Raw genomic sequence first — 20,190 nt, 5'->3', positions numbered from 1 at the left:
AAACTGCTACCATGAAGAAAGTAATTTTATCTATACTGATATTGACAGGATTTTTGGCCTGTAAGAAAGAGGATATTGATGTTTATCATAATGAAGCGTCAGGAGCCAGCATCTATTTCCCCAGACAGGAAGTTGATTCCACCGGAGATATTTCATTCTCCTTTGGTTATATTAAATCAACGATTGCCGATACTTCTATCACCATACTCATTAGAACCTTAGGAGCGCCAACACGATACGACAGACCTTATGATCTGAAAATTATGGATAGCAGCACGGCTACTGCCGACATGTATAGCATCGCCAATAAAACCCTGGCTATTCCTGCAGGAAAAACAGCCGATACTTTGGTGATCAACCTGCACCGCGCCGATGCCTTACAGAAGAAGGGTTATATGCTTAACCTGGAATTGCATGCCAATGAGCATTTTAACACCAATTATTATGAAAACATCGTTACACCTGGTAGTACAAAGCCTAAGCGCTACTATACACGCATGCGTGTAACAATGGACGATATTGCCGGTGCACCGGACTGGTGGCGTCAGGGGAATGCTGCCTATTCCTTTGCATTAGGGTACTTTGGTACTTTCAGTACACTGAAGTTTCAGTTATTGCTTACCTATTATAATCTTGATCCGTTGGAATTAACGAAATCCAACTGGCCAATGCTGGAAGGCAACATTTACCGCATCATTGCCTGGGCAGGCGGCCTGAAGTCTTATCTGACTGCCATGCAGGCACAGGGTACACCTGTATTGGAAGCTGATGGCTCTCTGATGAAAATGGGAACTAACGCTAAATAATTATTCATCACTTACACGGATCAATATGCATCGTCCTATAAAAATATTTTCTTTCATAGCGATCATTGCTGTAGCCCTCATATCCGGCTGCAGAAAGGATTTAGGTAATTATAGTTATCACGATATCAACAATGGAACGATCAGTGGTATAGAACCACTTTATAATGCACGGCAGGGAAGTCAATTAAAGATAAATCCTGTATTGGATTTTACGTTAGAGAAAGATACCTCCAAATATAGTTACGAGTGGTTTAGCCTGGATGGAGTTGTTAATCCTATCATCCGTACCGTCATCAGCAGGTCGTTGAACCTTGACTGGACAGTGTCACTGCCGGCGAAAGATGCGCAATATAAATTGTATCTGAAGGTTACAGAAAAAAGTACCGGCCAGAGCTGGAATACATATACCATGTTAAAAGTATCCACCAACATTGCGGATGGATGGGCTGTTCTTAATGATGTAAGTGGCGTTGCAAGACTGGACTTCCTGAATTACCTGCCCGCAACAGATTCTTTTGAATATTACCGTGATATACTGGCTTCACAACAGTCAATTGTGCTGAAAGGTAAACCGGTAAATGTATCCTTCTGGTACAGAAGAAATGCCTTTACCTCCGCCTATAGTAAAACACTGACTGTAAGTACTGATGTGACCACCACCTTCTTTAATACAACCAATAATAAGTTCTCAGATTATACGGATATTACTAAATCAGTATCTACCTATAATACACCTCCTTATTACAGCTTAGGTGTACAAACCTCGGGGAGAGTTGATTATATAGCTTTCATGTATGATAACCTGGGTAACCTGAGCTACGAAAATGCCACGCAGGGACTTCCGTTTGGTAATCGTATAAATAGAACTTCAGACTTAGCGCCTTTCAATATATCAAAGTGGTTTGCTTCTGAAATGCAACAGGTGCCTAACTATACGCTGATGTATGATACGGATCATAAGCGATTCATGGAGCATAGAGGTACTAACTCCTATAGCACCATTGCTGCCAACAGTAATGCGGGACAGGGAGGAACAGTATTGTTTGATCCGGCACATATGGATATGGAGTTGTTATACATGACGTATACACAAGCCATAGACGGTCGTATTTATGCTGTTTTTAAAGATAATAGCGGCGCCATTTTCCTCGCCCGTATTAAGGCTGCAAATACCACTTTTGTACCTTTAGCATTCGACAAGATCTCTGATTACGCACCAAATATTGCTAACGCCAGTAACTTCGCCGTTGATCCAATTGAAGGATACCTCTGTTATAACATCGGTTCTAAAGTTTACCGGTATACACCCGACAGGAAAACCAATGTGATGATTGCGGACTACGGAGATAAAACCATTACCGTCTTTAAGTTCCACAGAATGGTGTACTCACTTAATTCTGATCGTATGAAAGCCTATGCTTCCAAATTGATGGTTTGCTCCTACAATGCGGCAGCACCGGCTGGTTCGGGTAAAATGGATCTTTATACACTACCTAACCTGGATGGTCCTGTTATCTTATACAGATCCTTTACAGGCTTCGACAAAATTGTAAGCGTGAGCTATCGAGAGTAAATATGCTATCCCTATAACCCATAAAAAAACCGGAACATTTTATACGTTCCGGTTTTTTGTTTTTATAAACTGATTACTTTAAATACCGTTCTTCTGTTAGCGGCCCTGCCTTCTTCCGTATCGTTGCTTTCCACCGGTTGTGTTTCTCCAAATCCTTTACTGCTTAACCTCTCAGCGGCAATACCTTTTTGTATAAGATATTTTACTACTGATTTAGCCCTGTTCTCAGATAACAGCTGATTGTCTTTATCGCTGCCTACATTATCGGTATGCCCGGCAATTTCAATCTTCATACCGGCATTGTCGTTCATGAGTCGCACCAGCTTATCAAGTTCCAATTGCGACGCAGGTTTCAGCTCAAATTGTTTGCTGTCGAAAAAGATATTATGCAGCACAATACTGGCATTCACTGCAATCGGCTGCAATGGAATATTTTTCTCAAACGGTTGTCCGGGATTATGCTCTTTCAAAGAAAAGTTATCTGAATAAAACAGGTAGCCTTTTTTGTTGACATGGAAAGCATAATCGCGGCCTACCGGCAATGGTGCCAGGAAGTTGCCGGCAGCATCGGTGGTAAGTCGGGCTACCGGGCTGCTGCCTTGCAGGTCGATGACGTCTACGGCTGCCTGCAGTCGCTCGTGGCTGGAGCTGTCGTACACAAAGCCTTTCACATACAGTGTTTGCAATGGTCTGGCTTCGGGATATAATTCAAAGCTGTAAATATCCAGCGTGCCTTTTCCGTCAGCACGATCGGAGGCGTAGTAGGCCGTGGTACCATTGGCATCTACTATGAGTGACCCTTCTTCATCAATGGTGTTGATAGGATAGCCGAGGTTCACTGGTTTGCTCCAGGAGCCATCCGCCTGTTTACGGGAATAGTACATATCCAGCCCACCATAGCCGGGGTGACCGTTAGACGCGAAATATAGCGTTTGCCCGTCTGCGTGAATAAAGGGAGTAGATTCTTTTCCTTTGGTATTGATCACCGGGCCAAGGTTCTCAGGATCGCTCCAGCGGCCATTTTCTTGCAGATGTGATACAAAAATATCGGCGCCGTTGTTGGGCGTTTCGCGGGCGAAATAGAGCGTTTGGTTATCGGCCGTGAGTGATGGTTGGGATTCCCAGTCGCGCGTGTTAATGGGTGCTCCCAGGTTCTTAGGTGTTGTCCAGCCTTCGGGGGTTTTATGGGAGATGTAAAGGTCGCAGCTCCCTTTTCCTTCCGGGAAATCACAGCCTGTATAGAGCAATATGGTCCCATCCTGGGAGATGTGTTGCGCACCTTCGTTAAAGGATGTATTGACCGGTGCGCCCATGTCTACGGACTGTGCCCAGCCATTGCCTTCGCGTTTGCTGATATAGAAGTCCTCATTACGGCCGTTTACGCGGCGGGTGTATACGAGTGTTTGCCCGTCGATGGTAAGGCTGGGAAAGTATTCCATATCCTTTGAATTGATATGGTCGCCGAGGTTTTGCGGCTGAAAGGGAATTTGTTTTGTGCTGTTGGCCACTGCAAATTCATAGTTGGCTTTCAGTTTTTCGGCATTTCTGCTGCTTACCTTAGCATTAGCCATGTATTGATTCACCAGTTGCAGTGCGCCCTGGAAGTCGCCCATACCGGCCATTGCACGGGAGTAGGGGAGCATGATCATGCGCATGCTGCTGCTGTCGAGTTGTTTGAATTTTACAAATGCTTCGGTAGCTGCTTTATAGTCTTTTGTTTCTATGTAGCACATCCCCAGCTGGCCGTAGGCATCCAGGAAATTAGGAGCAATGGTGATGGCTTCTTTGAGCAGTGGGATCGCCTCTTTGGTGCTATAGACCGCAATAGCGGCCTGGGCTTTGTCGAAACTGGCTTTGGCCTTTTTCGGCGCGTTATCGGCCGTTACAAACTGTGCCTGCAGCCTGGGGCTGAGGAGCAGTAGTGCGGCGCAGCAGATGAGCAAGGTGTGTTTCATAGTAGTAATACAACGTGTAAGATAGGTTGTTTATTTAGCCCATATCGATTTTTGATCGAATTCCCGAAGCCGAAGGCTCCGGGAAATTCGAAAAAGCCCGTGCCATCGGCACGGGCTTTTTCGAAAATATATAAAAATGCTGGTAAACTGGTTAAGGTACGTTGATGTACTTATGTATCTGAAGCGATAGTTGCCACTGCGGATTATCCTTGATATAATCGATGATCAGCGGCGTCATTTCTGCACTTTTTCCCCATTCCGGCTGCAGGTATAATCTGCAGCTTTTATCCACCATGGCGGCGTGTTTCTCTGCCCAGGCGAAATCGGATTTATTGAATATTACCACTTTCAGCTCATTGGCGGCTTTGCATACTTCCGGCAAAGGGGCTTTGAACTTTTTAGGGGAAAGGGTGATCCAGTCCCAACTGCCGCTGAGAGGAGAGGAACCCGACGTTTCCATATGCGTACGAAAGCCTTTTTTATGAAGGGCTTTGGTAAGTGCGTCGAGGCGGTGCATCAGTGGCTCACCGCCGGTTATCACGGCGATACGGCCGGGATTGGCGGCAGCTTCCTGCACGATACTATCGATGGTGAGCTGCGGATGTTTATCTGCATCCCAGCTTTCTTTGACATCGCACCAATGGCAGCCTACATCGCATCCGCCGAGGCGGATGAAATAGGCGGCCTTGCCCTGATAGAGTCCTTCTCCCTGAATGGTGTAGAATTGCTCCATCACCGGCAATGTGCTGGTGCTATTTGAAATAAGTACTGACATGTTCTAACCCTGCAAAGGTCCGATTTTTTACGGAACCTGTTAATTCTGACTACCTTTCTGTCCGATGCATGCCTGGTAGGTATTTTTCAGCAGTGCAGCGATGGTCATAGGACCTACACCACCAGGTACCGGCGTGATATAGCTTGCTTTAGGCGCTACTTCATCGAAATTCACATCACCTACAAGGCGGAAACCACTTTTCTTAGAAGCATCCTCAATGCGGTTGATCCCTACATCCACGATCACAGCACCTTCTTTCACCATATCAGCGGTTACGAAGTTAGGCCTTCCGATGGCAGCAACGATGATATCGGCCTGGCGGCAGATGTCAGCGAGGTTATGGGTGTGGGAGTGGGTGAGTGTAACGGTGCAGTTGCCCGGAGTGGTATTGCGGCTCAGCAGGATGCTCACAGGAGTACCTACGATATGGCTACGACCAATTACCACTGCGTGTTTGCCTTTGGTAGGTACGTTGTAGTGTTCCAGCATCAGCATGATACCGTAAGGAGTAGCAGGTATAAAGGTAGGCAGACCGCTTACCATTTTACCTACGTTCATTGGGTGAAAACCATCCACATCTTTGCTGGGATCGATGGTGTTGATCACCAGTTCTTCGCTGATGTGCTTAGGTAAAGGCAATTGAACCAGGATACCATCGATATCCGGGTTTTCGTTGAGCAGGATGATCTGGTCCAGCAGGTGCTTTTCAGAGATTTGCTCATCAAAACGCAGGAGCGTGGAGTTGTAACCGCATTCTGCACATGACTTTACTTTGGATGCAACGTAGGTTTCGCTGGCCGGATTGTTACCAACCAGGATAGCAGCCAGGTGAGGAACCTTTTTGCCAGCTGCCTTTAACTCAGCCACAGAAGCGGCTAATTGGGCCTTGATGGCCTGAGATACATGTTTACCGTCTAAAATTTGCATGCGCAAAGTTAGGACGTTTCTTGCAATTTCCTGCAATTTCTTGCAGGAGTGTTTTTCAAGTAGCGTACTTTAAGGATTTTATTTTGCCGGCCGACTTAAGCCCATGCCTGCGGCATGGGCTTAAGTCGGGTGTAGTCATGGCCGCAGGCCGTGACTACACCCGAGAAATAATCAACAGCAGCTTTTGCTAAAAAAAAGACACGCCGAAGGCGTGCCTATGTCAGAAAATATTGCTGGTTCTGCAAAACAGGTTACAAGAGAAACCTGTTTTGCGGGAGACAAGTAATTAGTCTCTTACGAACCGATTGGATTGTAGTGGAAATTATAAGGCAAACAAAGACGGTTATCAGTTAGCAAAAGGCAGTGAATCTGAAAAATATGATAAATATTAAACTTTTGCTAAGCTTTCGATCACAATATATTTAAATTTTTGGAGCTGCGCCAAGAATTTCTTGATCAGCGGCATCTGCATATTTTTCGAAGTTGCGGATGAACTGGCTGGCCAGGTTCGCCGCTTTCGCATCATATTCATTTTTATCGGCCCAGGTGTTGCGTGGGTCGAGGATATCAGCTGGTACGCCGGGGCAGATTTCCGGGATGGCGAGCCCGAACACAGGAGTGTTGCGGTATTTCGCGTTATCCAGTTTCCCGTCGATGGCAGCAGCAATCATGGCGCGGGTGTAAGCCAGTTTAATACGGCTGCCGGTACCATAAGGGCCTCCGGTCCATCCGGTATTAATCAGCCATACGTTCACCTGATTTTTACGCATTTTCTCGCCGAGCATGCGGGCATATTCCGCCGGGTGAAGTGGGAGGAATGGTGCACCGAAGCACGCAGAGAAGGTGGATTTAGGCTCAGTTACGCCTGCTTCCGTACCTGCTACTTTCGCGGTATAACCTGAAATGAACTGGTACATGGCCTGTCCGGTTGTGAGGCGGCTGATCGGAGGCAGCACGCCATAAGCATCCGCAGTAAGGAAGAAAATGTTCTTCGGTACCGCACCTACAGAAGGTTCCAGTGCATTAGGAATATACGTGAGCGGGTAAGATACACGGGTATTTTCAGTGATGGATTTATCCGCGTAATTCACCGTGTTGGTGCCAGGGAAGAACGTTACATTCTCCAGCAGTGCACCCGGGCGCACCGCCTGGAAAATTTCAGGTTCTTTTTCTGCACTCAGGTCAATACATTTTGCGTAGCAGCCACCTTCGAAATTAAATACGCCGGTATCTGTCCAGCCGTGTTCATCGTCGCCAATGAGCTTACGGTTAGGATCAGCGCTCAGCGTGGTTTTTCCGGTGCCACTCAGGCCAAAGAAGATGGCGGTGTCACCTGCAGCGCCCTGGTTGGCAGAGCAGTGCATGCTGAGTACATGTTTGTTGTGTGGCAGTATGTAGTTCAGTACAGTGAAAATACCTTTTTTGATTTCGCCGGTGTAGGCAGTACCACCAATCAGGATAACCTTTTTAGTGAAACTTACTACGGCAAAGTTAGACTGGCGGGTGCCGTCAACAGCAGGATCAGCAAGGAATCCAGGTGCCTGGATCACTGTCCAGTCACTGTGCATTTCCTCCAGTTCTTCCTCCGTAGGACGCAGGAACATGTTGTAGGCAAAAAGACTGGACCATGGCAGTTCCGTAATCACTCTTACGCCCATGCGATAGTTGTTATCGGCACAGGCAAAGCAATCACGTACCCATACGTCTTTCCCGGAAAAGTAAGCGGTTACTTTCCTGTAGAGGCGATCAAAATTTTCGGTAGTAAATGGGAGGTTGAAGTCGTTCCAGTTTACGGAGTCCGTTGTGATGTCGTCCTTTACAATGAATTTGTCTTTAGGAGAGCGGCCGGTAAATTCACCGGTGTTTACTGCAAGTGCTCCCGTGTCGGATAAAACGCCCTGGTTTCTTTCTACAGTTTGTTTAACCAACTTCTCTGGCGAAAGCTGGTAGTATACGTTCGAAGCGTTCTCTATGCCCAGTTCCCGTAAGTCAGCTAAATGATTACTTACGCTACTCATTTGCATAAAAGCAAGATTGTTTTGGTGTAAAAGCAAAGCTAGGTAATTTTTGAAATCATCAAATTTTATAAGTGTTGTACCATTAAAATTTAGAAATCAGCAGGCTATCTGCTGATTTTGTTGCGATATCTCTAATATGTCCGGGAAACATTGGAGGTTGTCAAAGGTATATTGTGTGAAAAAAACATTAAGTAGGGGTAAAATAATTCTATAGTGATTTTATGGGGTTTATGTGTTGATTGCGAATGTTTTATATATATGGTCAGTGATTAGGGAGATGCCATTTGCATCTCCCTAATCACTTTTTAGTTCCGGACCGCAGGTCCGGAACTAAAAAGTGGCAAAATCGCCTTTTATACATTTACCTAATTTCTAACTGACAAACTTTCCCTAAGTTTGAACCCTCATTGAAAATTAGAGATATGAAGAATCTGCCTTTGGATCCGCAGCTGTTCACAAAGAACCGCCAGCGATTTGTGGCCAAAATGAAGCCTCACTCAATTGCTATTGTCAATTCCAACGATGAACTTCCAACCAATGGCGACGCACTGTTCAAATTCAAACAGAACTCCGACCTGTACTGGCTTACAGGCATCGACCAGGAAGATACCATGGTAGTCCTCTACCCGGATAATCCTGATCCTAAATACCGCGAAGTACTGGTGCTGGTACGCCCTAACGAGCTGAAAGAAAAGTGGGATGGCAAACGCCTGAGAAAAGAAGAAGCGACCGCAATTTCCGGAATGACCACCATCGTGTGGCTCGACGCCCTCGACGCACTCCTGCAGCAATGGGTACACGAAGCGGAAAACGTATACCTGAACAGCAACGAAAATAACCGTAAATCCAACTACGTTCCGGTGCGCGACTACCGCTACGCCGCCGAAATGAAAGAACGTTACCCGCTGCACAATTTCCTCCGCGCCGCCGTTATCTTCAAAGAACTGCGCGCCGTTAAATCACCGGAAGAAATTAAAGTGATGCAGGTAGCTATGGATATTACCGAAAAAGCATTCCGTCGCGTATGCGGTTTCATTAAACCTGGTGTATACGAACACGAAATTCAGGCAGAAATTGTGCACGAATTCCTGCGCAACCGCTCTGCAGGAGAGGCTTACGGCTCTATCATCGCCTCCGGCGACCGCGCCCGCACCCTCCACTATGTGTTTAATAACGCAGAATGTAAAGATGGTGAACTGATTCTCATGGACTTCGGTGCTGAATACGGCGGCTACAACGCTGACCTCACCCGCACCGTACCGGTAAATGGTAAGTTTACACCACGCCAGCGCCAGGTATACGATGCCTGCCTGCACCTGCACCACTACGCAGTCTCTATTCTCCGCCCTGGCATCACCCTGGCGAAATACCACGAAATGATGGGCGAAGAGGCTACCAGAGAATTCATTAAACTCGGCCTCCTCACCGAAGCAGATGTTAAAAATCAGGACCCTGAAGTACCTGCCTACCGCAAGTACCTCTACCACGGTATCTCTCACCACCTGGGTGTGGATGTGCACGACCTGGCCCCTTCCTTCCTTCAGCCAATCCCTGAAGGAGCGGTGCTCACCATCGAACCTGGCATCTACATAGAAGAAGAACAAATGGGTATCCGTATCGAAAACAATTACTGGATTACCGCTAACGGCAATGTCGACCTGATGAAAAACATCCCGATCACTGCCGACGAAATCGAAGCTTTAATGAAATAATAAACCCGGCCCCTCACCCCTGTGGGGGGCTTTTTTTCGCTAACTACAATTGCAGCATGCGACAAATTCCCAATATTATTACCCTATGTAACCTGTTTTGCGGAGCACTGGCTATTATCTGCGTGTTACATGCGCCCGAATTCAGGGCTGATTTTAACGGTGCCGACTATACGGTCACCACTCCCGAACCTGTTTACTGGGCTGCTGCACTGGTAGTACTGGCAGCTATATTCGACTTCTTCGACGGCATGGTTGCCCGGCTCCTCAAAGTTCAATCGCCCATGGGGAAAGAACTGGACTCCCTGGCAGACGTAGTAACATTTGGGGTAGTACCCGGCATGATGCTCTACCGCCTCCTGCGCAGTGCCTATTTCCAGGAACCGGATGTATTCGACGTTTCCATCGTGAACCTGGCCCCGGCATTACTGGTGCCCTGCTTTGCGGCATACCGGCTCGCAAAGTTCAACCTGGATACCCGCCAGTCAGAAAACTTCATCGGGGTACCTACCCCGGCCGTCGGCTTACTGGTAGCCTCCTTCCCGCTTATCGTACTGTATAATCCCTATCATCTCGGACACTGGTTCCAGAACATATGGGTGTTGTATAGCATTATCCTTGTACTCTGCTACCTCATGGTCGCAGAAATACCCATGCTCAGCCTTAAAGTGAAAGAGAAATCGCTGAAGGCCAACTGGACACGACTGCTGCTGGTAGTACTGGCCATCGTGAGCATTCCTGTACTCAAATTTGCGGCCGTACCGTTCATCTTCATCGTGTACGTTATCTTATCGCTTTTGTTCCCGCCAATGAAGGCGAAACAAGCGTAATCATTTTTTTGACGTAGGTTTGTAAAAAACCGAAGAAAGCATGCCTTCGGCATGCTTTCTTCGGTTAACCCGGTGCGGTCCGCACCGGGTTAACCGAAATACCAAGCGTTAATGAAGTTAATAATTGTACCATCACCCATCGGCAACCTCGCCGATATTACATACAGAGCTGTTAAAGTACTGGAAGAAGCTGACCTGATCCTGGCGGAAGATACCCGTACCTCCAGTGTTTTATTGCGTCACTACAACATCAATAAACCCATCACTCCTTATCACCAGCACAACGAACATAAAGTAGCGCAACATTTAGTTGACCAGCTGCAGCAGGGAAAATCCATGGCTTTGCTGACGGATGCCGGCACACCGGGCGTTTCAGATCCTGGCTTCCTGCTGGTCAGGGAATGCATCCGCAACGGTGTGCCGGTAGAATGCCTGCCTGGCGCCACCGCTTTTGTACCCGCCCTCGTGAACAGCGGCATTCCAATGAACCGCTTCATTTTCGAAGGATTCCTGCCACTCAAAAAAGGCCGCCATACCCTGTTTACACAACTGGCTACAGAAGAACGCGCCATCGTATTTTACGAATCGCCTATGCGACTGGTACGTACGCTGGAAGACCTGATTCAATACTTCGGAGCTGACCGCCAATGCTGCGTTAGCCGGGAACTTACCAAAATGTTTGAAGAAAATAAAAGAGGCACCCTCCGCGAAGTAGCCGACTACTTTAAAGAAAAAGGAGTGAAAGGTGAAATTGTAGTGGTTGTACAGGGAGCGGAATAATTTTGTGACTGCTGACATAAGGCTGTCATTACCCATTGCTTATTTTGTGATATAAACTACACCCATGCTTATATCCGATATCGCACGTTTACGCTTGCACGCTCAACAGCTTTCGCATCATAGTTGTAAAACGCCGCAGGCGCTGGTGAAGTACATGGGCCCGATGCAGGCGCAGGATTATAACGCCGGCAAATACGCCATAGGTACGCGTTTGCCGAAGGCAACCCTGCCCATGGTGGAAAAAGCCATCAACCAGGCGAAAATTATCCGTACCTGGGTATTCAGAGGTACTCTGCACCTGATGGTACCGGAAGATATCCGCTGGATGACCCCCCTCGTGAAAGACCGCCTACAGCAGCGCCTGAAAGCCCCTGAAAAAGCACTGAATGTGGACCCCGCCGGATATCCCAAAATCTATAAACTCCTGCAGCAGGAAATGAAAGGCGGCCGGCAATTGCTGAAAAGCGAAATCGAAACACTGATCACCGGGCACAAATTCAACAGGAATTATATGCAGTACCTGCTGCTCCGGGCTTCACTCGAAGGCATCATCTGCCACGCTCCCATGCGCGGTAAACAGTTCACCTTCACCCTGCTGGACGAATGGAGTCCGGGAACCAACACCATCACCACAGAAGCAGCGTTAGGGATGCTGGCCACGCGTTTCTTCACCAGTCACGGACCAGCCACTGTAGCCGATTTTATGACCTACGCCGGTATCACTCAGAAAGAAGCCAATGTTGGCCTGGAAATAGCCCGGCCTTCTCTCGACAATATCACGCTTGATAAGGTGGTATACTGGTGTGGAAAAGGATGGCTGAAATCTCCCAAAGCAGTGCCGCAGGCATTGCTGTTACCGGCTTTCGACGAAATTCTGGTGGCCTATAAAGACCGCTCCGCCATCACCCCGGCGGCACACAAAGGAAAAGCCATGACGATTAATGGTATCTTTCATCCCATTATGCTCCTGGACGGCCAGTTGACAGGCCTCTGGAAACGCACCATCGTGAAAGACGGGGTAGATATTGAATTGCAGCCCTTCCATCTCCTTAAAAAAACAGAAAAACAGGCATTTGAGGCCGCCTGCCACCACTATGCAAATTTTATGGAACTGCCACTGCGGCAGGTAACTTACGCCTGACCGTTCATAGAATTGATCCGCTTCTTATCTTGAATTGTTTATTTTCGCAGCCTGAACAAAATCTAACAGCATGAAGCACCCGGTTATCGGAGGCTGCCTGGCTATGGCCCTCGCCACAGGCAGTTGGTTACAGCTGCAAGCGCAATCAGACCGCTGGCAGCAACGAGTGAAATACACGATGGATATTAAGGTTGACGCGCCTGCAAATAAGTTCACGGGTAAACAACATCTGGAATATTACAATAACTCTCCCGATACGCTGAAAAAAGTATTCTATCACCTTTACTGGAATGCATTTCAGCCAAACAGCATGATGGACGTACGCAGCCGCGAGCTGGGCAAAGTGGTGATCGGCAAAAGTAAATCAGGTACCGATGTACTCGATTGGGATGGCCGTGTACGCGATCGTATCGCCAACCTGAAACCGGATGAAATCGGCTACCAGAAAATTATTTCCCTGAAAAGAGATGGTAAACCCCAGGCATTCAATGTAGTGGAAACTATCCTCGAAGTACCACTGGATAAGCCTATCCTGCCAAACTCCAAAGCGGAATTTGACATGGAATTTGAATCGCAGGTGCCCGTTCAGATCCGCCGCAGTGGCCGTAATAACGCCGAAGGGGTGGACTTCTCCATGGCACAGTGGTATCCAAAAATGGCCGAGTATGACTACGAAGGCTGGCATCCTACACCCTATATCGCACGCGAGTTTTATGGGGTTTGGGGAGATTACGATGTCACCATTCACATGGACCGTAAATACACCATTGCCGCTACCGGTTACCTCCAAAACCCTGATGTAATGGGACACGGATATGGAAAACCCGGTGCGATGGTAAAACGCCCTGCCGGTGATATCCAAACCTGGCGGTTTATTGCGCCAAACGTACACGATTTTGTATGGGCCGCCGATACGGAATACAAACACATTACCCAGGAAGTAGATGGCTTTACCGCGCATTTCTTCTATATCGAAAACGATAAAACCAGGGATACCTGGCCTGCATTGGCCAAAGCTATTCCTAAAGCTTACGCCTATATCAAAAAGCATTACGGCGCTTATCCATACAAACAATACTCCTTTATCCAGGGCGGCGACGGTGGTATGGAATACCCGATGGCTACGCTGATCCTTGGCAATGGTACCGCTGCCGGCTTGTACGGTGTGGCCATGCATGAGTGGATGCACAGCTGGTACCAGGGTATGCTGGCTACCAACGAAAGCTTGTACCCATGGATGGATGAAGGCTTTACCACCTTTGCAGAAGAAAATACCATCTATAACACCGTAGACAGTCTCAAAGGCAAATGGCCAATGGAAGATACCTACAATGGATATTTCCGCCTGGCAAAAAGTGGCTTTGAGGAACCGGCTACCACCCATTCCGATCACTACAGTTCCAACTACGGTTACAGCAACAATGCTTATCGTAAAGGAGCGGTGTTTTTAGAGCAACTGGGTTATGTAATTGGTGCGCAGGTGCGCGACAGTGGCCTGATCCGCTATTACAACGAGTGGCGCTTCAAACATCCGAATGCCAACGATTTTGTGCGCGTGATGGAGAAAGAAAGCGGTATTCAGCTGGATTGGTACAAACAGTATTTGATTAATTCCACCAAGCATATTGACTACGGTATTGATTCCGTGGCAGCTAATGGCAATAAAACCACCATTCGCCTGCGCCGCATCGGTGAGTTCCCGATGCCGGTTGATTTGCTGGTAACGGATAAGAGCGGTAATAAAACGATGTATTATATCCCGCTGTCGATCATGTTCGGTGAAAAACCAAATGAAGATCCGTCGGTGAAACGTGTCGTAAAACCAGGATGGTTCTGGACGCACCCAACTTACGAAGTGGAAGTGGAACTGCCTTTCAACCAAATTAAAGCAATTGAGATAGATCCGAGCCAGCGACTGGCGGATTTAGACAGAAGAAATAATAAAGCAGTAGCTGAATAGTTATCTGCCTTTCGTATATCCGCGGCCTTCGGCCCCGGATATACGAAACAGCCCCATCACCGAAGGTGATGGGGCTGTTTTGTTATTAGAAAATTCGCTAGAAAATAAGTTGCTGTAATTGATTCTCCCACGCCTGCGCATGCTGCTCCTGAAACTTCAGTTTTTCCAGGTGATGCTGATTATGATGCGCCGTAAAGTACAGCATTTCGCGTACGGTTAATTTACCCAGCAGTGGATGCGGGAGCCGGTATTTATCCAGGTCGTTTTCTGACCAGTTACTCAGCTTCTCCTTCAACCGGTATTTCTGGCCGATGAAGCTTTGTAATAATGCCTGCCGTTGCGCGTTATAAATAACGGCGGGCTGGTAAGGCGGGGTAGTGGTAGCTCCCTGCGCCAGCTTGTCCTGGTAATGCTGTACCAGCACATCATACGATCGGGAGGGTTGCTGACTCACCCCGAAATACCGGAGTGTAAATTTTGGAAATCCCAATGCGCTGCTAACCGGTCTTACCGATTTGATAAGATGATCCATTTGTTGACCAGCGGACCATTTGCCATAAGGTGAAGCAGTAAATCGATGATCCGGCAGCGTGTTTACATAGTCGACGAAGTTGTCGAAGCTTTTGTCAAGTAGAGATTGTATCTCATGCTGGTTCAGGTACATAGGAAATTCGATTTAAAGGGTACAAAAAAGTCACAATACCTGGGCGCCTTTAGTGAATATACCTGGGCCTAATTGCAAGCTTCCTGAAGTTACGCCAGTTTTTGCAAGCCGCCAATATATTGTTTATTAAAATATTTAATTTTGGTTATAATGGATGAGTTGGAAATTCAATACCCGTTTAAAATATGTATATGTATTTTAATTTAATGTGATTTTTTGGTGGGTATCCTGTCTTTCCCAATCTCTTAATATATTTGTTACTCACTTTTAACCATATAACCCATATCCATTGCAACAACCATATCAGGAATTAATTCACACGGTATTCGAGTATATTCCAAGAGGAATAGATCCTGCAACGGATCCTGAAGCCTGGTCCAACTCTCCGGAAATGAAGCGTTTAGCTGAAAAATGGACCGCTGCCAACGCTGATACGAGTGTATGGGATGCATTTTGTGCTTTTATGGTCAACGTATACGGTAAATCCAGGGTGGCCGATGTGTCGACCCCTGATGCGCTACACCGTTGCCGCCAGCTGATGATCGACGTTAGTCGCCATCCTGACAGGGCGGAAAAGCTGGTGATCAGCTGGAGTATCATCGCGCCCTATTACGAAATTTACCGCTCAAAAGCTGATCTGGTAACAGATAGCGGAAAGCCCTGGCTGATCAATCAAAGAAGTAGTTACGATATCGCGCCTGATTGGGGAGATGATGCGGATGAAGTGGTCAAAGCACTGTTTGCTTACAATTACCTGACGCCATTTGCAGGCTCGATCATTATTCCGGACATTGCTTTGACCTACACTGGTTTCGGGGAGGTAACGCTGTCAAAAGCGTTATTTACGGATATTATTATTTAGTTTTCAGGGAGATGTTATTGAAACTTCTCCTTATTTTCTTCGTCCCGGGCATCGGGTGTCCAACGGTTCCAGCCCCTGCAACGGTCCCGCATCTTATCCCGCAGTTCCTGTTGTTCTTCTGCTGTCATGTTCTGCCATTTATCACGAAACCGGTCTTTCCATTCTGCACGGCGACTACCAAACCTGCGGCCCCCATTGTTGTGCCAGCCGAAGAGTAATTTACCCAGTAACAGCAGGCCAAAGGCTTGCCAGTAAGTGACTGTTGGTCCGTGGAAAAGCTCTGGTATCAGCCAGTTCCAAAGGGTCATGGTCAGGAAAATTACAGCGGCTACAAATGCGATTCCGCAAAGGCCCATCAGTAATTTTGTTTTGAAATCAAACCCGCGTCTGAATCGTCCCATATAAAAAAGTTAGTTTAATCAGTTGTTAACAATTTCACGATACAGTTCTCCTAATCGCTCTCTCAAAAACAAGACAGCATAGCGTTTGCGGGAGAGTAGTGTATTTACACTCACGCCTGTTTCTGCACTCATTTCCTTAAAAGATTTACCCAGAATTTCGTGGCCTATGAACACCTGTTTCTGCTCCGAAGGCAGGTCTTCAATGGCAGCGGTAATCGCTTCCGAAATGATTTTCTGCATCATGGGCGTATCGGCTTCCATGGAGGTATCAGCGATGATTTCCGGCAGGAAGAGGACTTCTTCTCCTTCTATTTCATGTGTGTATGTGGCAAAAGGAGTTTCTTTCTTCTTCCTGAACCAGTCGGTGATCCGGTTGCGCGCAACGGAAAACAACCAACCGGTGATGGAATCAACCTGGCTTCCCAGGCGGAGGTATTCTGTGAACTGATAAAGCACGTCCTGCAGAATATCCTCGGCATCTGATACATTGCTCACCCGCTGACGGATAAAGTTGAGCAAGCGCTTGCTCTCCTGTTTCACCGCCGCCTCTATTCGCTCATTTTGCTCTTGGGCCATAATTGTATTTGATAGGAGCAACTGTTTCATCTTGTTATTGAAGACGATTCAGTATACCGGATATTTTAGCAGATGCAGAAATTATCTACGCAGGCTCCCCAAAAACGCGGCTAGTGCTTGGCCATCACAATATATTTCGTCTTGAAGCTCTCTTCGGGGAAGATGTCGTATATGTCTATTAATCTGGGTTTCAATCCACTTTCGGAGATTTCCTGGGCGAGGTCGCCGCCTTTAAGGCAGATCAGTCCCTTTTCGAACTGCTTGCCGGGAACGGTGGATTTTTTCATCAGGTGTTTGCTCCAGCGCCAGAGGTCTCCTAAAGGAGCCACTGCCCGGGAAACAACGATATCAAATTTACGGTTTTTGATTTCTTCTACACGTGTATGCGCGGCCGTTACATTTTTGAGTCCCAGCTCGGCAGCCACGCCTTCCACCACTTTAATCTTTTTTCCAATGGAGTCTACCAGGTGGAACTGTACTTCAGGGAAGAAGATCGCCAGCGGGATACCCGGAAATCCGCCCCCGGTGCCCAAATCAATAATCTGGGTGCCAGGCGTGAAATCGGCAATCGCGGCAATGCTCAGTGAGTGTAATACGTGCTTTTCGTACAGGGCGTCAATATCTTTCCTGGAAATGACGTTAATTTTCTCGTTCCATTCGCTGTACAGTCCCTTTAACGCTTCAAACTGCGCCAGCTGTGCCGGCGTGAAGTCGCTGAAATACTTTAAAATAATCTCCATGCTGCAAAAATAAACTTATTCCACAATGAACAAGCTTACCAGCGGTTTTTGGATTTGATCAGCAGGGCTGGTGTAAACACCACATAATACAGGAGCATGAAAATATCCATGAACCAGGCGTATTTAAACAGATCCCTTTCATCCAGCTTACGCATTGCGCAAAAGTTGATGATGGCCTGGATGAGGAGCTTACCGCCAAAAATGCCCAGAGAGTACCACAGCAGCGGTGCCGGGAAAAACAAGGTAAAGATAAATGCCGGGTAAAAGAGGAAATGCGTCAGGGAAAACAGGCCCAGCACCATCTTGTGGAAAAAGCGGTAATGCTTTCCGGTAGTCATGTGCCTGGTTTTTTGTCGGAACCAGCTACTCCAGGAAGTTTTGGGTTCTGAGTAGGTAAATGCTTTTTTATGAATCACCACACCCACGTTTTTACGGTTGGCGGCAGTGTTTACAAACAGGTCATCATCGCCACCGGCCAGGTGCTGGTGACTGGTAAACCCTTTGTGGCGGTAAAACAGTTCCCGCTTGTACGCCAGGTTGCGGCCCACGCCCATATAAGCCATACCGCTCATAGCGAACGACAGGTGCTGCAACGCACTGAAGTAGGTCTCGTAGCGGATCACCTTATTGAGGAAGCCTGGTTTTTTATGGTACGCGCCATATCCCAGCACGATCTCTTTATTCTCTGTAAAACCCTGACTCATCAATGATAACCAGTAAGTACTGGCCGGCTTGCAGTCGGCGTCCGTCAGCAGCACATTTTCATGCGCAGCCCCCCGAAGTCCCATCGACAATGGAAATTTCTTTCCAGGAATAAACTTGGCGGGTTGCTTGATTTCTATCGTCCGGTAATGTGGATAACCGGGCTCTATGGACCGGAGATAATAGCGGCTGTCGTCTTCAGAGTTATCATTTACCACAATCACCTCATACTCAGGGGTCAGGTGATGGTGAAAACGCTGCTGCAACACCGCGGGGAGGTTGCGTTGCAGGTTCAATTCCTCATCCTTCGCACAGATGATAACTGAAAATTTCTCAGCCGGCGGCTGGTCCTGATCAAATTTCCGGGAGTAAAACGCTACCCTGGAAAAGATGAAGAGATAATAGCATATCTGAATTCCTGCAATGATGGCAAAGGAATATAAGGCAATTTCACCCAGATGGTCAAACATAATGGAGGCAAAAATATAATAATTTTAATATCTGTAAAAAGATAAATTATTTAACGTTTAAACAGCTTTGTAATAATGCACAATTCGATTTGCAAATCGGTATCTTTGCACGCTGAAATGGAAATCTCGTGAATTTTGAACTGATAACCACAGATAATGGCAGTAAAGCCAGGGCAGGGAAAATTACCACTGCCCACGGAGAAATAGAAACGCCGATATTCATGCCGGTTGGTACGGTGGGCAGCGTAAAAGCGGTGACCCAGGAACAACTGCGCGACGCCGTGCAGGCCCAGATCATCCTGGGTAATACCTATCATCTGTACCTGCGCCCGGGCCTGGAAGTATTATCCAAAGCCGGCGGCCTGCATAAATTCAACGGCTGGAACCGGCCTATACTTACAGATAGCGGTGGTTACCAGGTATTTTCCCTGGCTAACAACCGGAAAATCAAGGAAGAAGGAGTTGTTTTCCAATCACATATCGATGGTTCCCGTCATTTATTTACACCAGAAAATGTAATGGACATACAGCGTACCATCGGAGCCGATATCATCATGGCTTTTGATGAATGTCCGCCGTACCCGTCCGAATACAGATATGCCCGCAAATCGATGGACCTGACCCATCGCTGGCTGGACCGCTGCATTAAACGCCTCGGCGAAACGATGCCGGCCTACGGCCACGAGCAAACCCTGTTCCCGATTGTACAGGGCAGTACCTATAAGGACCTGCGAAAAGCTTCGGCGGAATATATCGCCAGTCGCGGTGCCGCCGGCAACGCCATCGGTGGCCTCAGCGTAGGGGAGCCGGAAGAAGATATGTACGAAATGTGCGAGCTGGTATGTGATATCCTGCCTGTGGAAAAACCACGTTACCTCATGGGCGTAGGTACCCCCTGGAACATCCTGGAAAATATTTCCCTGGGTGTGGATATGTTCGATTGCGTAATGCCTACCCGTAACGGACGTAACGGTATGCTGTTTACCTGGAACGGGGTGATCAACATCAAAAATAAAAAATGGGCGGACGACTTCACCCCCATCGATGCTAACAGCGAATGCTTTGCCACCCGCGATTACAGCAAGGCCTATATCCGCCACCTCTTTGCAGCCGGCGAAATTTTAGGCATGACGCTTGCCAGTATTCACAACCTTGCATTTTACCTGGAGCTGGTGAAGGAAGCCCGCAAACAAATATTAGCAGGCACTTTCAGCACCTGGAAGCCGAAAATGATTGCGCAGTTAAAAACACGTTTATAATACCAGCAATTCAAATAATCCAATAAACTAATATCTTTGGGT

General features: G+C 47.4%; 18 protein-coding genes. 9 read left to right on the top strand and 9 right to left on the bottom strand.

Annotated elements, in window-relative coordinates; translation table 11 throughout:
- Positions 1-11 precede the first annotated feature (11 nt).
- Positions 12-806 (top strand): DUF4843 domain-containing protein, encoded by a 795-nt coding sequence (locus tag BUB18_RS02225; RefSeq protein ID WP_073077569.1) that lies wholly within the window; start codon positions 12-14, stop codon positions 804-806.
- Positions 807-831: 25 nt separating this feature from the next.
- Entirely contained in the window at positions 832-2,379 is a 1,548-nt protein-coding gene (locus BUB18_RS02220; protein ID WP_073077567.1) for a PKD-like family lipoprotein, read from the top strand.
- A 62-nt stretch (positions 2,380-2,441) separates the two neighbouring features.
- On the opposite strand, the gene BUB18_RS29905 is transcribed toward BUB18_RS02220, so the two are convergent.
- From BUB18_RS29905 to pckA, 4 genes are all read right to left on the bottom strand, one after another.
- Complete coding sequence (locus tag BUB18_RS29905) at positions 2,442-4,334, bottom strand: OmpA family protein (RefSeq protein ID WP_073077566.1); 1,893 nt, start codon at positions 4,332-4,334, stop codon at positions 2,442-2,444.
- A 151-nt stretch (positions 4,335-4,485) separates the two neighbouring features.
- Positions 4,486-5,109: a 7-carboxy-7-deazaguanine synthase QueE gene (locus BUB18_RS02210; protein ID WP_073077564.1), complete on the bottom strand. Its 624-nt coding sequence runs from the start codon at positions 5,107-5,109 to the stop codon at positions 4,486-4,488.
- A gap of 39 nt (positions 5,110-5,148) precedes the next feature.
- The gene (gene folD / locus BUB18_RS02205; protein WP_073077562.1) at positions 5,149-6,036 is read right to left on the bottom strand and encodes a bifunctional methylenetetrahydrofolate dehydrogenase/methenyltetrahydrofolate cyclohydrolase FolD; all 888 of its coding nucleotides are present in this window, start codon (positions 6,034-6,036) and stop codon (positions 5,149-5,151) included.
- Positions 6,037-6,458: 422 nt separating this feature from the next.
- A complete protein-coding gene (gene pckA, locus BUB18_RS02200; protein ID WP_073077560.1) occupies positions 6,459-8,060 on the bottom strand; it encodes a phosphoenolpyruvate carboxykinase (ATP) in 1,602 nt (533 codons plus the stop codon).
- Positions 8,061-8,476: 416 nt separating this feature from the next.
- Between pckA and BUB18_RS02195 the strand changes: the two genes are divergently transcribed.
- The 5 genes from BUB18_RS02195 to BUB18_RS02175 all read left to right on the top strand — a co-directional run bounded on the left by BUB18_RS02195 (position 8,477) and on the right by BUB18_RS02175 (position 14,474).
- On the top strand, positions 8,477-9,766 hold the full coding sequence (locus BUB18_RS02195) for an aminopeptidase P N-terminal domain-containing protein (protein WP_073077558.1): 1,290 nt from the start codon (positions 8,477-8,479) through the stop codon (positions 9,764-9,766).
- A 56-nt stretch (positions 9,767-9,822) separates the two neighbouring features.
- Positions 9,823-10,593 (top strand): CDP-diacylglycerol--serine O-phosphatidyltransferase, encoded by a 771-nt coding sequence (gene pssA / locus BUB18_RS02190; RefSeq protein ID WP_073077557.1) that lies wholly within the window; start codon positions 9,823-9,825, stop codon positions 10,591-10,593.
- Positions 10,594-10,704: 111 nt separating this feature from the next.
- Positions 10,705-11,373 carry a 16S rRNA (cytidine(1402)-2'-O)-methyltransferase gene (gene rsmI, locus BUB18_RS02185; protein ID WP_073077555.1) on the top strand — a complete coding sequence of 223 codons (669 nt, stop codon included), beginning with the start codon at positions 10,705-10,707 and terminating at the stop codon, positions 11,371-11,373.
- A 64-nt stretch (positions 11,374-11,437) separates the two neighbouring features.
- A complete protein-coding gene (locus tag BUB18_RS02180; protein ID WP_083549251.1) occupies positions 11,438-12,514 on the top strand; it encodes a winged helix DNA-binding domain-containing protein in 1,077 nt (358 codons plus the stop codon).
- A gap of 70 nt (positions 12,515-12,584) precedes the next feature.
- Positions 12,585-14,474 (top strand): M1 family metallopeptidase, encoded by a 1,890-nt coding sequence (locus BUB18_RS02175; protein WP_178372065.1) that lies wholly within the window; start codon positions 12,585-12,587, stop codon positions 14,472-14,474.
- A 97-nt stretch (positions 14,475-14,571) separates the two neighbouring features.
- On the opposite strand, the gene BUB18_RS02170 is transcribed toward BUB18_RS02175, so the two are convergent.
- Entirely contained in the window at positions 14,572-15,138 is a 567-nt protein-coding gene (locus tag BUB18_RS02170; RefSeq protein WP_073077551.1) for a DinB family protein, read from the bottom strand.
- Positions 15,139-15,427: 289 nt separating this feature from the next.
- On the opposite strand from BUB18_RS02170, the gene BUB18_RS02165 reads away from it, so the two are divergent.
- On the top strand, positions 15,428-16,000 hold the full coding sequence (locus BUB18_RS02165) for a hypothetical protein (protein ID WP_143159798.1): 573 nt from the start codon (positions 15,428-15,430) through the stop codon (positions 15,998-16,000).
- Positions 16,001-16,014: 14 nt separating this feature from the next.
- Here BUB18_RS02165 and BUB18_RS02160 read toward each other — a convergent pair whose 3' ends face one another.
- The 4 genes from BUB18_RS02160 to BUB18_RS02145 all read right to left on the bottom strand — a co-directional run bounded on the left by BUB18_RS02160 (position 16,015) and on the right by BUB18_RS02145 (position 18,889).
- Positions 16,015-16,401 (bottom strand): hypothetical protein, encoded by a 387-nt coding sequence (locus tag BUB18_RS02160; RefSeq protein WP_143159797.1) that lies wholly within the window; start codon positions 16,399-16,401, stop codon positions 16,015-16,017.
- Positions 16,402-16,419: 18 nt separating this feature from the next.
- Complete coding sequence (locus BUB18_RS02155) at positions 16,420-16,977, bottom strand: RNA polymerase sigma factor (RefSeq protein ID WP_073078400.1); 558 nt, start codon at positions 16,975-16,977, stop codon at positions 16,420-16,422.
- A gap of 110 nt (positions 16,978-17,087) precedes the next feature.
- On the bottom strand, positions 17,088-17,717 hold the full coding sequence (gene rsmG / locus BUB18_RS02150) for a 16S rRNA (guanine(527)-N(7))-methyltransferase RsmG (protein ID WP_073077545.1): 630 nt from the start codon (positions 17,715-17,717) through the stop codon (positions 17,088-17,090).
- A gap of 35 nt (positions 17,718-17,752) precedes the next feature.
- A complete protein-coding gene (locus BUB18_RS02145) occupies positions 17,753-18,889 on the bottom strand; it encodes a glycosyltransferase (protein ID WP_073077543.1) in 1,137 nt (378 codons plus the stop codon).
- A 128-nt stretch (positions 18,890-19,017) separates the two neighbouring features.
- On the opposite strand from BUB18_RS02145, the gene tgt reads away from it, so the two are divergent.
- A complete protein-coding gene (gene tgt, locus BUB18_RS02140; RefSeq protein WP_073077541.1) occupies positions 19,018-20,148 on the top strand; it encodes a tRNA guanosine(34) transglycosylase Tgt in 1,131 nt (376 codons plus the stop codon).
- Positions 20,149-20,190 lie beyond the last annotated feature (42 nt).

This window comes from Chitinophaga jiangningensis (assembly GCF_900142605.1).
GTDB lineage: Bacteria > Bacteroidota > Bacteroidia > Chitinophagales > Chitinophagaceae > Chitinophaga > Chitinophaga jiangningensis.
The sequence above is the reverse complement of the archived record's forward strand: the minus strand, read 5'-3'. Positions and strand labels throughout refer to the sequence as shown.

Excerpts from the sequence above, each read along its gene's own strand:
- BUB18_RS02210 (WP_073077564.1), bottom strand. The coding sequence starts at position 5,109 with ATGTCAGTACTTATTTCAAATAGCACCAGCACATTGCCGGTGATGGAG.
- pckA (WP_073077560.1), bottom strand. The coding sequence starts at position 8,060 with ATGCAAATGAGTAGCGTAAGTAATCATTTAGCTGACTTACGGGAACTG.
- rsmI (WP_073077555.1), top strand. The coding sequence starts at position 10,705 with ATGAAGTTAATAATTGTACCATCACCCATCGGCAACCTCGCCGATATT.
- BUB18_RS02145 (WP_073077543.1), bottom strand. The coding sequence starts at position 18,889 with ATGTTTGACCATCTGGGTGAAATTGCCTTATATTCCTTTGCCATCATT.
- BUB18_RS02170 (WP_073077551.1), bottom strand. The coding sequence starts at position 15,138 with ATGTACCTGAACCAGCATGAGATACAATCTCTACTTGACAAAAGCTTC.
- rsmG (WP_073077545.1), bottom strand. The coding sequence starts at position 17,717 with ATGGAGATTATTTTAAAGTATTTCAGCGACTTCACGCCGGCACAGCTG.
- BUB18_RS02225 (WP_073077569.1), top strand. The coding sequence starts at position 12 with ATGAAGAAAGTAATTTTATCTATACTGATATTGACAGGATTTTTGGCC.
- BUB18_RS02195 (WP_073077558.1), top strand. The coding sequence starts at position 8,477 with ATGAAGAATCTGCCTTTGGATCCGCAGCTGTTCACAAAGAACCGCCAG.
- BUB18_RS02155 (WP_073078400.1), bottom strand. The coding sequence starts at position 16,977 with ATGGCCCAAGAGCAAAATGAGCGAATAGAGGCGGCGGTGAAACAGGAG.
- BUB18_RS02220 (WP_073077567.1), top strand. The coding sequence starts at position 832 with ATGCATCGTCCTATAAAAATATTTTCTTTCATAGCGATCATTGCTGTA.
- BUB18_RS02180 (WP_083549251.1), top strand. The coding sequence starts at position 11,438 with ATGCTTATATCCGATATCGCACGTTTACGCTTGCACGCTCAACAGCTT.
- pssA (WP_073077557.1), top strand. The coding sequence starts at position 9,823 with ATGCGACAAATTCCCAATATTATTACCCTATGTAACCTGTTTTGCGGA.
- BUB18_RS29905 (WP_073077566.1), bottom strand. The coding sequence starts at position 4,334 with ATGAAACACACCTTGCTCATCTGCTGCGCCGCACTACTGCTCCTCAGC.
- folD (WP_073077562.1), bottom strand. The coding sequence starts at position 6,036 with ATGCAAATTTTAGACGGTAAACATGTATCTCAGGCCATCAAGGCCCAA.
- BUB18_RS02175 (WP_178372065.1), top strand. The coding sequence starts at position 12,585 with ATGAAGCACCCGGTTATCGGAGGCTGCCTGGCTATGGCCCTCGCCACA.
- BUB18_RS02160 (WP_143159797.1), bottom strand. The coding sequence starts at position 16,401 with ATGGGACGATTCAGACGCGGGTTTGATTTCAAAACAAAATTACTGATG.